The organism is Actinoplanes italicus, from assembly GCF_003001815.1.
Taxonomy (GTDB): Bacteria; Actinomycetota; Actinomycetes; order Mycobacteriales; family Micromonosporaceae; genus Actinoplanes; species Actinoplanes italicus.
This window is the reverse complement of sequence record NZ_PVMZ01000020.1, coordinates 31626-45385: the sequence shown is the minus strand read 5'-3', so window position 1 is coordinate 45385 and position 13760 is coordinate 31626. Positions and strand designations below refer to the sequence as shown.

The window sequence follows — 13760 nt, the reverse complement described above, 5'->3', positions numbered from 1 at the left end:
GCCCGCATCCAGCCCTGACCTGTACCTTCGCTGTCCGTTCCCTGAGACGGCCGCCCCATCGACGGCAGGCTCTCGGGCACAATCCGGCGATGAGCGTGGTCACCTACTACTCGCGTCCGACTCCCGAACAGCTCGACGAGCTGCGACGACTGCTCGACTCCGACGTCCTGGCGGCTCTCGAGCATCTCGGCGGCCTGCCCGGCAGTCACATCGACCGCGCCTGGGCCGGCCTGCACTTCCTGCTGCTCGACCTGGACGCGCCCGTCGACGTGATCAACGGTGGCGAGCCGCTCACCGAGGCTCACCCGGTGCGGTTGCTGACGGCCGGGGACGTGGCGACGGCCGCCGGGTTCCTGGCGGCCACGCCCTTCACCGCCCTGGCCGGCGGTTACGACCGGGCGCTGATGGAGTCGATCGGCGTCTACCCGGAGGACCTGTGGGAGGCCGAGTGGGCGCTCTCCTACCTGGAGGACAACTACACACGCCTGACCGCCGTGTTCGGCGAGGCCGCCGCGGCGGGGGACCCCCTCCTGGTGCACCGGTCGTAGAGCGGCCCCGCGTCCGGCCGCGAGACCGTCAGCCACGGAAGTCCCGCCGCCATCAGGCGACTCAGTGACGGCTCGCGGGGCCGGCTGCTGTGCGTTGTTCGCCGCCGCGACTATCGCCTTTGGCGTCACCCCCGCCTCTGCGTGGTGAGCTACGCCCACAGGCACGCCACAAAACACCACGCACCCCGTCGCCGCCCGCCACGTGGTGACCTACACCCACAGACACGCCACAAAACACCACGCACCCCGTCGCCGCCCGCCACGTGGTGACCTACACCCACAGACACGCCACAAAACACCACGCACCCCGTCGCCGCCCGCCACGTGGTGACCTACACCCACAGACACGCCACAAAACACCACGCACCCCGTCGCCGCCCGCCACGTGGTGACCTACACCCACAGACACGCCACAAAACACCACGCACCCCGTCGCCGCCCGCCACGTGGTGATCTGCGCGCGTGGCGGTCTGCCTTTGTGGATCTTGTGTGGCGTTCTCCGGCCCGGTGGTGATGGATGCTCGGCCCCGGCTGGGCGTTCGGTGGGTGCGATCCGCGCGGGGCGGGCCCGCGGGGAGGCGGGCTCAGAGGCGGTCGAGCTGTTCCTCCAGGTGAAAGACCTGGTCGAGCACCAGCATGCCCTCGTCGGGGCGGGCCTCGCCCAGCGTCGGGAAGAACTCGGCCATAGCGGCCTGCCAGCGGGCGTTGACCTCGGTCCGGGCCATGGCCTCCTGGACGGCGGCGAAGTCGTCGGTCTGCAGAGTGCCGACCAGCAGGCCGTCCGGGCGGAGGAACAGCCGGTAGTCGCGCCAGCCCGTCGCGGCCAGGGCCCGCAGCATCTCCGGCCAGACGGCGGCGTGGGCCTCCCGGTAGGCGTCCAGCTTCGACGGGTCGACCTGCAGGGTGAAGCACACGTACGTCATCCGGCTACTCCTCGGTCACGGCGGCTCCCCGCCATCCTGCCGTCCCACGCCCCGGATGGGAATAACGTTTCAACGCAACGGATGGGCAGCCGGCCACCCAGCGGCTCAGGTGGCTCAAAGGGCTCGATGAACCAGGAACGGATGAATCAGGAGCGGGCGGACCAAAGAGGCGGGCGGACCAAAGAGGCGGGCGGGCCGGGGAGCCCGGCTCAGCAGGTGGAGTGGAAGAGGCCGCCCACCTGCCGCGTCTCGGCCAGTTCGTTGTAGAGACGGACGGCCTCGGTGGTCTCCGCCTCGTGCACCTCGACGTCCCGCTCGCGCAGGAACGCCAGGGTGGCCGGGTCGATGCCGAGACGGCGTTCCATGCCACGGGACAGGACGACCACGGTCGCGCCGTTGTCGAGCAGCTCCTGGACGTCGGCGGGCTGGATGCCGGGGCTGTGCCCGGTGCCGGTCTCCCGCCAGTCCCACGGCCGGCCACCGCCCGGGTAGAGCTTGAAGTCCTTGCCCGCATCGAGGCCCTCGACCTCCATCCGCCCCCACGAGACTGATGCGATCCTCGGTGACTTCGCCATGATGCTCCCCCACTCAGGTGTCGTAGATCCCGCAGTCCCACGGCGGCGAGAACGCCATGTAGTCGCCGGGCTCGGCGGTGACCCACCAGACGTCGTCCTCGGTTTCCGGCGGTGCGCTGATCAGCCCGAACGTCGTGCCGAAGCGCTCCACCGAGAACGGCGCGACCGAGATCCGGTCGTGGGTCACCTCGCCGAGCTCGCGCAGGCGGTCGCGGTGGGCCCGGTCAGCGGCCGCCTGCTCGCCATCGGTGAACGCGTCGATCCGCGCCTCGGCGAACGAACCGTCCGCCCGGAAAAGATACAGCGCCACGAATTCGCGGGCGCCGGGTTCGAACGGCGTGGTGAGGAAGAACTGGCGGCCGTCGGCGGTGTGCCCGACGTGCCGGGCCTGGAACTCGTCGGGCTCGATCGCGATCCGTTCCGGCGCGGTGGCCTCAGCGCCCTCCCGCTCGGCGCAGGGGTCGTCGCCGACCTGGAGGGGCACGAAACGCACGCAACCTGCGAGCAGGGCTGCTACCAGGGGAAACACGGCCAGGCGCCGCCATCGGGGGGTCACGGGCGACCACCGTAGCGGACCGTCCGGCCGGTCGGTTACTTTATATCGCATGCGAACTAGTTCGATCGACGTCGGCGGGCTCGCCGGGAATCTCTTCGAATCCGGCGAGGAGCCGGTCGCGGTGGTGGTCGTTCATCCGGCGACGGCGACGCCGGCCGGGTTCTACACCGGGTTCGCGACATTCCTGGCGGAGAACCGGATGGCCGCGATCACCTACGACTACCGGGGCACCGGCCGGTCCGGCTCGCCGCGCGACCACCGGGACGTCGGCATGCGGGACTGGATCGAGCGGGACGTGCCGGCCTTGACGGCGTGGGCCGCCGAGCGGTTCCCGGGGCTGCCGCAGCTCGCCGTCGGGCACAGCGTGGGCGGGCATGCGCTGACCCTCGGGCGCGGCGGGCCGGAGCTGACCGCGTTCGTGCTGGTCGCGTCGCACCTGGCGTCGATGGCCGCCATTCCCGACCGGGTGGAGCGTCTGCGCGTACGCCTGGTGCTGTCTTTGATCGGTCCGGCCCTGGCCGGGCTTCTCGGCTATGTCCCGGCACGCCGCCTCGGGCTCGGCGAGGACATCTCGGTGGCCGCCGTGCGGCAGTGGTCCGGCTGGGGGAAGCTGCCGAACTACCTTTTCGACGACCCGGAGATGCATGCCGCCGAGCGGGCCGCGGGCGTCACGCAGCCGGTGCTGGCGATCAGCCTGAGCGACGACCCGTGGGCGACGCCCGCGCAGGTCGACCGGCTCGCCGAGCGGCTCGTGAACGCGCCCGTCGAGCGCCGCACCTTCACTCCGGCCGACGCGGGCGTGACCCGGATCGGTCACCACGGATTCATGCGCCGCAGTTCCCGCGAGACACTCTGGCCGGAACTGCTGACCTGGTTGCAGAAGCAGGTGGCCAACGCGACACGATAGGCCCGTGGACCGTCAGAAGCGCGTGAACAACCGCCTCGTCTTCGACCTGATGACCGCCGAGCGTTCGACGCGGCGCTGGATCGACGCGCGCTCCGGTGACAGCGGCATCGGCGCGGCCGGAGCGGGCGTGCTGTTCCACCTGGCGAGCCACGACGACGCCCTGGTCGGTGACGTGGCGGCGGCCCTGTGCGCGTCACCGTCCGGGATCAGTGGCCTGGTCAGCCGGTTGGAGAAGGCCGGGTTCGTGGCGAAGACGCCGGACGCGGGCGACGCCCGGGCGGTACGGCTGTCGCTGACACCGGCCGGCCGGGAGGCGGTGGCCATGGCGAGGTCGGTGGTACGGGAGCTCAACGCCGAGATGTCCGACGGCTTCGACGACGCGGAACTGGCCGTCATCTCCCGGTGGCTGGGACATATCACACAACGTCTGGCCTAGACGTACTTCCGCACGGGCGCTGGGCATACCAAGGTGGTTAGCGGGTGCCCTGAGGTGTGAGGGAGTACTGATGAGTCATCGAGTGGTAGTCGTGGGGGCCGGCTTCGGCGGCCTCTTCGCGATCAAGGCGCTGCGCCGTGCGGACGTCGAGATCACCCTGATCAACGGTACGGCGTACCACCTCTTCCAGCCGCTGCTCTACCAGGTCGCGACCGGCATCCTGTCCGAGGGCGAGGTCGCGCCGCCGATCCGCGAGGTGCTGCGCCGGCAGAAGAACGTCGACGTGCGCCTCGGCTGGGTGCAGGACGTCGACGTGGAGCGCAAGGTCGTGTCGGTGGCCGGGCCGGGCATCGACTACACGGTGCCGTACGACACGCTGATCGTCGCCGCGGGCGCGTCGCAGTCGTATTTCGGCAACGACGAGTTCGCCGACCACGCGCCCGGCATGAAGAGCATCGACGACGCCCTGGAGCTGCGCGCCCGGATCTTCGGCGCCTTCGAGGTCGCCGACCTGCACACCGACCCGGAGACGATCGAGCGCTGGATGACGTTCGTGGTCGTCGGCGCGGGCCCGACCGGCACCGAGATGGCCGGGCAGATCGCCGAGCTGGCGCACCGTAACCTGCGCGGGCAGTTCAAGCACATCGACTCGCGTAAGGCGCGGATCCTGCTGGTCGACGCGGTCGGGGCGGTGCTGAACACGTTCGGCGACCAGCTGTCGGCGAAGGCCGAGAAGCAGCTCGACAAACTGGGCGTCGAAGTCCGTACCAACACCAAGGTCGTCGCCGTGGACTCGACCGGCATCGAGGTGGAGTCGAACGGCCGGCGCGAGCGCATCCCGGCCATGACGAAGGTGTGGGCGGCCGGTGTCGCGGCCCCGCCGCTGGCCGCGAAGCTGGCGGCGGCCACCGGTGCCAAGACCGACCGGGCCGGCCGGATCCAGGTGGAGCCGAACACCAGCCTGCCGGGGCACCCGGAGATCTTCGCGCTCGGCGACATGATGAACCTGGCCGGTGAGGACGGCAAGCCGCTGCCCGGCGTGGCGCAGGTGGCCATCCAGAGCGGCAGGCACGCGGCCGACCAGATCAAGCGCCGTCTCGCCGGCAAGGAGACCGGCCAGCCGTTCCGGTACTTCGACAAGGGCAGTCTGGCGACGATCTCCCGCTTCTCGGCGGTCGCGAGCATCTGGAAGTTGCGGCTGTCCGGCTTCCCGGCGTGGGTGGTGTGGGTGGCGGTGCACCTGTTCTACCTGGTCGGGTTCAAGAACCGGGTGACCGCGGTGCTGCACTGGTTCGTCAGCTTCCTCGGGCGGGGCCGATCGGAGCGGGTGGCCACCCAGCAGCAGGCGTTCGCCCGCCAGGCGATCCGGGCGTACGGCGACCCGTGGCGGCGGGCCGAGAACGGCGAACCGGCCAGGGAGACGGTCGCCGAGCAGGCCGGGTAGCGTGTACCGGCCCGCTGAAAGTCCTGAGGAAGGCTCACCTTGGTCCCGGTCACCGTCAGTACACCCGTCGTGTCCCGAGCCAGGACCCTCGCTCCGGTCTTTCACGAGCTGACGCTCTTCCACGGCAGCATGGGGGCGGGCAAGTCGACGCTCGCGCTGCAGAACGCGTACAACCGCCGGGAGGCCGGCCGGCCCGGGGTTCTGCTCACCAGCATGGACCGGGCCGGCGCCGGGGTGATGTCGTCGCGGCTCGGTGTCGCGGCGGACGCGATCGAGGTGACCGACGGGACCGAGCTGACGGCGCTCATCGCCGACGAGGTGCCGGCCGGCGGTTTCGTGATCGTCGACGAGGCCCAGTTCCTACGGCCCGAGCAGGTCGAGCAACTGGCGTGGGCGGTCGACGAGCTGTGTGTGGACGTCGACTGCTACGCGATCTCGACGGACTTCATGTCCCGGCTGTTCCCGGGCGCGCAGCGGCTGCTCGAACTGGCCGACAACATCGTGTCGCTGCAGGTCGAGGTGACCTGCTGGTGCGGGCGGCCGGGCCGGCAGAACGCGCGGATCGAGGACGGCCGGGTGGCCCGCTCGGGCGCGCAGGTGGCGGTCGGCGACACCTCCGACGCGGCCGAGGTGACCTACCGTGTGCTGTGCCGCCGTCACTGGCGCAACGGCGACGCCGGCCCGGCGTAGGGCTCAGACCTGGGGATAGATCATCCACGCGCGCAGGTCGCCGTGGACGTCGAACAGGTAGCCGCCGTCGCCGACGCTGTGATTGGCCGGGTCGACGTTCGTGAAGATCGGCTTGGTGAGTCCCCAGTACTTGTGAGTCGCCGTGTCCTTCCCCTTGCCGATGTGGACGTGGACGTCCCCGCCGGCCGGGACCACGGTGCCGGCCGGGAACGTGTAGCGGCGCAGCCCTGAGTCGCGCACCCACCAGCCGGCGATCGGGACGGCCGCCCCCGACGGGTTGTGGATTTTGAAGTACTCGCCGTTGAGGTTCTTCTCGTCGATGCCGTCGGCGTCCGGGTTGACGGTCATCGTGATGCCGCTGTTCTGGGCCGGGCCCGGCTTGCAGCTGTCGGTGTCGTAGATCCCGCGGCCGGCCGCGGCGGCCTCCTGGGCCGCGCGGTGGTACGTCTCGTCCATGGCCCATTCGCCGGGCCAGGCCTGCCAGAGCGTGTGGCCCTCGCGGACCAACTGCTCCCCCACGTCCTTCCACTGTCCGTTGACCTTGACCGCGACCGAGCGCAGCGGCCGGCCCTCGCTCTTGCTGGACGCCTTGAGCGACGTGAGCCGCACGTTGCCGCCACCGGCCTTGATCAGCTGCTCGAGACGCAGGTTGGCGGCCACGGCGTGGCAGTCTCCCTTACGTCGCTCCGGATAGTGCGAGTAGGTCTTCATCTCCATCGCCTGGATGCCGAGCATCCGTACCGAGACCAGGTTCTTCGTGCCGTCTCCGGCGAGGTCGACGCGCAGCGTGTCACCGTCCGGGACCCAGTCCACCTTGCCGGTCCACATCTGGCAGCTCGGGCTGCCGGCTGCGGTGTGGCAGGCGGTCGTGGCGGCTTCGGCGGGGGCGGCGAGGCCGGTCGCGGTCAGCGTGGTGACGGCGGCGAGGGTCGCGAGGCGGCGGAGCATGACGCCACCATCGACCCGGCCGGGGACGGGTTGAGGAAACCCAAGGTCGTTAGCTAGGCTAAGGACTGATCGCGGTAAGGAGCGAACGTTTGACCAGCGCCCCACGCCGGGCACCGAAAGCCGGCATCCATCCGGACCCCTCGAAGACCTGGCTGCGGCGCGCATGGCCGATCGTCCGCGCCCATCGAGCCCTTCTGATCACCTCACTGGTGCTGTCGTTCATCGGCCTCATCGTCCAGGTGCAGATCCCCGACCTGGTCCGGATCGGCATCGACGAGGCCCTGGTGGATCGCACCGACGGGCTCATGAAGTACGTGTGGCTGATCGCGGCGCTCGCCGTCGTCCAGGGCGTCATCAACTTCCTGGCCCGGCTCTATCTGCTGCGTACCGCGTACGAGATGGAGTACGACCTGCGCAACCTGGTCTTCGCCCACATGATGCGGATGTCGTACGCCTTCTACGACCGGGTGCAGTCCGGTGAGCTGATCTCGCGGGCCACCAGCGACATCCGGGCCGTGCAGATGTACCTGGCGTTCGGCCCGTCGATCCTGGTCCAGTGCACCATCGCGGGCATCGCGTTCGCCCTCATGGTGTCGATCAACGCACCCCTGGCCGTGGTCGCGATGCTGACCATGCCGGTCATCGCGGTGCTGGGCATACGCATGCGCAAGGCGATCTTCCCGGTGTCGTGGCTGATCCAGTCGCGGCTGGCCGGGGTCGCGACCGTGGTCGACGAGAACATCCAGGGCGTCCGGATCGTCAAGTCGTTCGCGGCCGAGCGGCGGCAGCTCAACACCCTGGCGAAGGCGGCCGACGGGGTGCGCTGGGCCTACACGACCGACTCGCGGATCCGGAGCCGCTGGCTGCCGGTGATGGACAACCTGCCGCGACTCGGGCTGGCCATGGTGCTGCTCATCGGCGGGCTCATGGTGCTCGAGGGGAACGCGACCGTCGGCACGATCGTGGCCTTCAACTCCTACGTGCTGATGCTGCAGCCGCCGTTCCGGATGCTCGGCATGATCATCATGATGGGGCAGCGGGCCGCCGCGTCGGCGCAGCGCATCTACGACATTCTGGACACACCGGCGGACATCGTCGACCCGGCCACGCCCGTGGTCCCGGAGCCCCGGGGCGACGTCCGCTTCGAGGGTGTGCGTTTCGCGTACCCCGATGGGACCCTCGCCCTTGATGGTCTTGACCTGCACATCCGTCCCGGTGAGACGGTGGCGCTGGTCGGTGCGACCGGCAGTGGCAAGTCGACCGTGGCGCGGCTGGTGGCCCGCTTCTACGACCCGGAGGCCGGGAGCGTCCTCGTCGACGGCGCCGACGTGCGCGACTATCCCCTCGAGACGCTGCGCGACCGGGTCGGGATCGTGCCGGACGAGCCGTTCCTGTTCTCGGTGTCGCTGCACGACAACATCGCCTTCGGGCGACCGTCGGCCACCCGCGAACAGGTGGTCGCCGCGGCGCGGGCGGCCGGTGCGGACGGGTTCATCACCGACCTGCCGCGGGGGTACGACACGGTGGTCGGCGAGCGCGGCTACACCCTCTCCGGCGGGCAGCGGCAGCGTGTCGCGATCGCCCGCGCGCTGCTGGTCAACCCGCCGGTGCTGGTCCTCGACGACGCCACCAGCGCGATCGACGTACGGGTCGAGCACGGCATCCACGAGGCGTTGCGCGACCTGATGCGCGACCGCACCACGATCGTCGTCGCGCACCGGCTGGCCACCATCGGCCTCGCCGACCGGGTCGTGCTGATCGAGAACGGACAGGCGGTGGCCGACGGCACCCACGCGTCGCTGCTGGAGTCGGAGCCGCGTTACCGCAGAGTCCTGGCCAGCACGCATCAGGAGGTCGTCGCGTGAGCATGTTCGGCGGAGGCTTCGGCGGACCGGGCGGCGGGCCGGGTTCCGGGGCGGTCGGCGGGCTCGGCGGCACCGGAGCGGGCGGCCGCGACCGCAGGCAGGGCACGAGCACGCCGTTCGCGGGCATCCCGGAAGAGCTGGCGGCCGGCGTCGCGACCCTGGAGTCGCGCGAACCGGTGCACCCCGAGCCGGACGAGCCGTTCAGCCAGACACCGGACAGCGGGCGGCTCACCCTCTGGTCGCTGCTCTCCGGGCGGCCCGGACTGCTCGTGGCCGCGGCTTTCGCCGTACTGCTGGAAGCCCTGTTGTTGCAGTCCGGTCCGTATCTGGTGCAGATCGGCATCGACCACGGCATCGTGGCCCGCGAGGTGCCGTGGCTGATCTTCGCCGCCGTGGCGTTCCTGGTCTCGGTGATCCTGACCGCTGTCGCGTCCGGCGTGCGCATCCGGGCCAGCGGACGGCTCTCCGCGTACGCCACCCGTGACCTGCGGGTCCGCGTCTTCGCCCACCTGCAGCGACTCAGCCTCGACTTCTACACGACCGAGAAGGCCGGCGTCACGATGACCCGGATGACCTCGGACGTGGAGGCGCTGCAGCACCTGCTCTCCGAGGGGTTCGCGCAGTTCCTCATCCACGGCCTGACCATGGTGGTCGTCACCGGCGTGCTGATCCACTACGACGCGACCCTCGCGGCGATCACGTTGCTGCTGGTCATCCCGCCGCTGCTGGTGCTGTCGCTGTGGTTCCGCAAGGCCGCCGACGTCGGCTACAACCGCCAGCGCGACACCATCGCGGCGCTCTTCACCCACCTCTCCGAGAGCCTCTACGGCGTACGGGTGATCACCGCTCACAACCAGCGCGAACGCAGCATCGTCGAGCACCGCGAGGTCGTCGGCGGCTACCGCGACGCCAACGACCACACCGGGCGGATCAACGCCGTCTACGGCCCCGGCACCTCGGTGATCGGCCTGCTCGGCCTGGCCGCGCTGCTGCTGATCGGCGGCCGGATGGTGCTCAACGGCACGCTCACGATCGGCGAGCTGACCGCCTTCGTGCTGTACCTGAACGCGTTCTTCCAACCGGTGCAGCAGCTCGTCCAGCTCTACACCAACTACCAGCAGGCCCGCGCCGCGCTCGGCAAACTCCGCGGCCTCCTGCACACCTCCCCCGCGGTCCGCGAGAAGCCCGATGCCGTCCCGATGCCCCCGGCGCAGGGCGCCATCGAACTACAGAAGATCACTTTCGGGTACGACGAAACGCGTCCCGTTCTCCGCGACGTGAGCCTGCGGATCGCCCCCGGCGAGACCATCGCGTGCGTCGGCCCGACCGGCGCCGGCAAGTCCACCCTGGCCAAGCTGGTGGCCCGCCTCTACGACCCGGACCAGGGGGCCGTGCTGATCGACGGCCACGACCTGCGCGACGTCACCCTCGACAGCCTGCACCGGCAGGTCGGCGTGGTCCCGCAGGAGCCGTTTCTGTTCGCCGGCACACTGCGCGACAACATCGCCTTCGCCCGCCCGGACGCCTCCGAGGCGCTGGTCGACGCGGCCGTGGACGCGGTCGGCCTGCGTGACCTGGTGGACCGCTCCCCCGACGGCCTGGACACGATCCTGCACGAACGCGGCCAGTCGGTGTCGTCGGGCGAGCGGCAGCTGATCGCCCTGGCCCGCGTCTTCGTGGCCGAACCGCGGGTGGTCGTGCTGGACGAGGCCACCTCGAGCCTCGACCTCCGCTCGGAGCTGCGGGTGGAGGCCGCGATCCAGCGGCTGTTGGAGGGCCGTACCGCGATCCTGGTCGCCCACCGCCTGTCGACGGCCCGGCGGGCGGACCGGGTGATCGTCGTGGACGACGGCGGCATCGCCGAACAGGGCACCCACGAGGAGCTGGTCACCGCGGGCGGCCACTACGCCGCCATGTACGCCACCTGGGAGTCCCACACCCGCGGCTGAATCCGGAGAGTCAGGTCCGGGACAGGTCGCGGGAAAGGCCGGGCGCCGGCGGGATCACTTTACGGCCGATGGTGTGCTCTCGATGTTGTCGGCAGCGACGCCGGGAGCACACGTTGCCGATCCGTGGACGCGCAACGTCGTGATAGCGACGGGGAACGCACACGCAGCCGCAGCGTGTTGCCCGGCGGGGCGGCTGTGAGGGGAGACGGTGGCCGGGGTTGCCGCAGTGGGGTGCTGCTGGATGGTGAGGTGGATCAGGTGGGGGCGTACGCCTGGCCGCGATGACCTGAACGGTATGAAAAACGGTCCCATAGATCGTTGCGCATTCGTCGATGGGGCAGGAAGGGTCGGGGCATCCCAACGGAGGTGCTTTGTGGACCTGTCACGAACGCTGACCGGAATCGGTGCCGCGTTGCTCGCCACGGCCCTGCTCGCCAACCCGGCGGCAGGGGCGCCCGGCGACACCAGCCCATCGACCCGTGACTTCGGCAACGGATCCGAACGCAACGACATAGCTGCCGTCGACGAGGCGCTGAGCAGCGCTTTCTCGACGCGGACCCTGGATGATCGGGCGCTCGCGCCCTCGTGGAGCCTCAAGACTCGCAAGGGCTACCCGAGACAGAACGTTCTCCCCGAATGGCCGGACAACCCGGACGACCGCTCGATCAAGCTCGGGCTCATCCCGTACCACCAGATCGCCCCGAAGTTGAACGCCCTGCAGAAGTCCTCGAACCGCGTCTCCGCCGAAGTGGCCGGGAAGTCGGCCGGCGGCCGTGATCTCTACCTGGTGACGGTGACCGCGCCGGAGAGCTCCTGGGAGGCGGCCCGGCAGGACCACTGGCGCGAGCTGATCGAGGAGAACCCGGCCGCCGCCAAGCGGGACCGCTCACTCAAGGCCGGCTACAAGACGCCGGTCTGGATCAACGCGAACATCCACGGCAACGAGTGGGAGGGCACCGACGGCGCGATGCGGGTCATCGAGCGCCTGGCCACCGCCACCGACCCGGCCACCAAGGCGTTCCTGCAGCGCAGCCGGGTGTACGTGAGCGTCAGCCTCAACCCGGACGGCCGGGTCGCGGGCACCCGGGCCAACGGTGCCGGCTTCGACATCAACCGGGACTTCGCGACCAACTCACAGCCGGAGTCCCGGTTCGCACGGGACGTGGTCATCGCGACGCAGCCGTTCGTCATGCTCGACGAGCACGGCTACACCGGGACGACGCTGATCGAGCCGGCCACCCCGCCGCACGGGCAGAACTACGAGTACGACCTCTACATCAAGCACGCTCTGCCGAACGCGCTCGGCATGGAGAAGGCCATCCAGCAGCTCGGATACCCGGAGACGACGCGGGCCGACATCCCGTTCCGGGACTACGCTCCCGGTGACTGGGACGACTGGCCGCCGATCTTCACCCCGATGTACGCGATCTACCAGGGCGCGGTCGGGCACACCGTGGAGATCCCGTTGCGGGTGAACAACGCCGACTACAACAACCTGCCGGTCGAGGAGCTGCAGCGGCGCTCGCGGATCAACACCGACGTGGCCGCGGCGACGATCGAGGCGGCGCTCACCTACGCCGACACCAACCGGGGCACGCTGCTCGCCGACCAGATCGAGCAGTTCCGCCGCGGCTGGGCGGGCGAGCCCTCGCCGACGATCCCGGACGGATTCGTCGACGGGTTCGGGCCGGAGGACCGCTACTCGACCACGTTCCCGCGGGCGTACGTCATCCCGGCCGGCACCCCGGCCGCCGCGCGCCTCGTGGACCATCTGATCGCGAACGACGTACGCGTCCGGAAGGCTCTCTCCGATTTCCGCCTGAACGGGCGCCACTACGACCGGGGCGACTACGTCATCGACATGCACCAGCCGAAGCGTGGCCTGGCCAACGTGCTGCTGGAGGCCGGCCGGGACATCTCCGGGCTGGTCCCGCAGATGTACGACATCTCCGGCTGGAGCAACGCGCTGCTCTGGGGTGCGTCCGTCGACGGCAGCCGCTCGGCGTTCCCGAAGGTCGCCACGCGCGCGGTGTCGAAGGCCGATGCGACCGGCGCGGTCGACGCACCGCGCGGCAGCAAGCTGCTCCTGACGCTGCGCGACGGCAACGACGTGCGGGCGGTCAACGAGCTGCTCGGCAAGGGCGTCAAGCTCGGTCGTACGGACGCGGGCACCGTCGTGGTCCCGGCCGAGGCGCGGCCCGAGGCCTCGGCGGCAGCCAAATCCCTGGGCGTACGGTTCACCGCCGCGCCGCGTGGCACGAAGGGTGAGGTGTTCGACCGGCCGGTGATCGCCGCCGCGGTCTCCGCCGACGAACTTCTGGTGCTCAAGCAGATGGGCTTCGAGGTGCGGACGGTCTCGACGGCTGTCCTCAACGCCGGCTTCGACCTGTCCGGCGTCGACACCCTGATCGTCTCGTCCGGCCTGTCCTACGCCGCGCTGAACCCGGCCGCCAAGGTCGCGGTCGACGCCTACCTGGCCCGCGGCGGTGGTGTGCTGACCCGTGGCGCCACCGGCGCGAACTTCAACGCCGCCGCGAAGGTGCTGCCGGCCGTCGCGACGGCCGGCCGCGGTGACGCCAACGGTGTGGTCGCCGTGACGAACGAGGGCCCGATCGTGGGTGCCGGCTCGCCGGCGCACGCGTTCGTCTACTCGCCGATCTGGTTCACCGGCACCGGGTTCACGGTCGAGCAGCGGTACCGGGCGGGTGCCACCCCGCTGGTCGCCGGGCACTGGCTGCCGGCCGACGGTGGAGTCAACGGACCGGCCCAGGCCGCCGGGCAGGCGTCGGTCGTGTCGGGTGTGACGGCCGGAGGCGGTAACGCGGTGCTCTTCGGCACCGAGCCGCTGTTCCGCGCACACCCCAAGGGGTTGTTCGCCCCGTACGCCCGCGCCCTGTTCTGGACCGCCGGCTGACGCAC

At 70.4% G+C, this 13760-nt stretch carries 12 protein-coding genes; 8 read left to right on the top strand and 4 right to left on the bottom strand.

Annotated elements, in window-relative coordinates:
- The first annotated feature begins 89 nt into the window (after positions 1 to 89).
- A complete protein-coding gene (locus tag CLV67_RS37350) occupies positions 90 to 548 on the top strand; it encodes a DUF1877 family protein (RefSeq protein WP_106327198.1) in 459 nt (152 codons plus the stop codon).
- Positions 549 to 1132: 584 nt separating this feature from the next.
- On the opposite strand, the gene CLV67_RS37345 is transcribed toward CLV67_RS37350, so the two are convergent.
- The 3 genes from CLV67_RS37345 to CLV67_RS37335 form a co-directional block, all read right to left on the bottom strand.
- Positions 1133 to 1471, bottom strand: a complete 339-nt coding sequence (locus CLV67_RS37345) for an L-rhamnose mutarotase (protein WP_106327196.1) — start codon at positions 1469 to 1471, stop codon at positions 1133 to 1135.
- A 209-nt stretch (positions 1472 to 1680) separates the two neighbouring features.
- Positions 1681 to 2046: an Mth938-like domain-containing protein gene (locus CLV67_RS37340; RefSeq protein ID WP_106327194.1), complete on the bottom strand. Its 366-nt coding sequence runs from the start codon at positions 2044 to 2046 to the stop codon at positions 1681 to 1683.
- A 13-nt stretch (positions 2047 to 2059) separates the two neighbouring features.
- Positions 2060 to 2602: a hypothetical protein gene (locus CLV67_RS37335; RefSeq protein ID WP_203737527.1), complete on the bottom strand. Its 543-nt coding sequence runs from the start codon at positions 2600 to 2602 to the stop codon at positions 2060 to 2062.
- 49 nt (positions 2603 to 2651) lie between these two features.
- Here CLV67_RS37335 and CLV67_RS37330 point away from each other — a divergent pair, with 49 nt between their 5' ends.
- The 4 genes from CLV67_RS37330 (at position 2652) to CLV67_RS37315 (ending at position 6079) form a co-directional block, all read left to right on the top strand.
- A complete protein-coding gene (locus CLV67_RS37330) occupies positions 2652 to 3509 on the top strand; it encodes an alpha/beta hydrolase family protein (RefSeq protein WP_106327192.1) in 858 nt (285 codons plus the stop codon).
- A 4-nt stretch (positions 3510 to 3513) separates the two neighbouring features.
- Positions 3514 to 3945 carry a MarR family winged helix-turn-helix transcriptional regulator gene (locus CLV67_RS37325; protein WP_203737525.1) on the top strand — a complete coding sequence of 144 codons (432 nt, stop codon included), beginning with the start codon at positions 3514 to 3516 and terminating at the stop codon, positions 3943 to 3945.
- A 70-nt stretch (positions 3946 to 4015) separates the two neighbouring features.
- Complete coding sequence (locus CLV67_RS37320; RefSeq protein ID WP_106327190.1) at positions 4016 to 5389, top strand: NAD(P)/FAD-dependent oxidoreductase; 1374 nt, start codon at positions 4016 to 4018, stop codon at positions 5387 to 5389.
- 69 nt (positions 5390 to 5458) lie between these two features.
- The gene (locus CLV67_RS37315) at positions 5459 to 6079 is read left to right on the top strand and encodes a thymidine kinase (RefSeq protein ID WP_239166721.1); all 621 of its coding nucleotides are present in this window, start codon (positions 5459 to 5461) and stop codon (positions 6077 to 6079) included.
- A 3-nt stretch (positions 6080 to 6082) separates the two neighbouring features.
- On the opposite strand, the gene CLV67_RS37310 is transcribed toward CLV67_RS37315, so the two are convergent.
- The gene (locus tag CLV67_RS37310) at positions 6083 to 7027 is read right to left on the bottom strand and encodes a lamin tail domain-containing protein (RefSeq protein ID WP_106327186.1); all 945 of its coding nucleotides are present in this window, start codon (positions 7025 to 7027) and stop codon (positions 6083 to 6085) included.
- Positions 7028 to 7116: 89 nt separating this feature from the next.
- Between CLV67_RS37310 and CLV67_RS37305 the strand changes: the two genes are divergently transcribed.
- The 3 genes from CLV67_RS37305 (at position 7117) to CLV67_RS37295 (ending at position 13755) form a co-directional block, all read left to right on the top strand.
- Positions 7117 to 8892, top strand: coding sequence for an ABC transporter ATP-binding protein (locus tag CLV67_RS37305; protein ID WP_106327184.1), 1776 nt, complete (start codon positions 7117 to 7119; stop codon positions 8890 to 8892).
- A 2-nt stretch (positions 8893 to 8894) separates the two neighbouring features.
- Entirely contained in the window at positions 8895 to 10841 is a 1947-nt protein-coding gene (locus CLV67_RS37300; protein ID WP_106327182.1) for an ABC transporter ATP-binding protein, read from the top strand.
- A 373-nt stretch (positions 10842 to 11214) separates the two neighbouring features.
- The gene (locus tag CLV67_RS37295; RefSeq protein ID WP_106327180.1) at positions 11215 to 13755 is read left to right on the top strand and encodes a M14 family zinc carboxypeptidase; all 2541 of its coding nucleotides are present in this window, start codon (positions 11215 to 11217) and stop codon (positions 13753 to 13755) included.
- Positions 13756 to 13760: the final 5 nt, after the last annotated feature.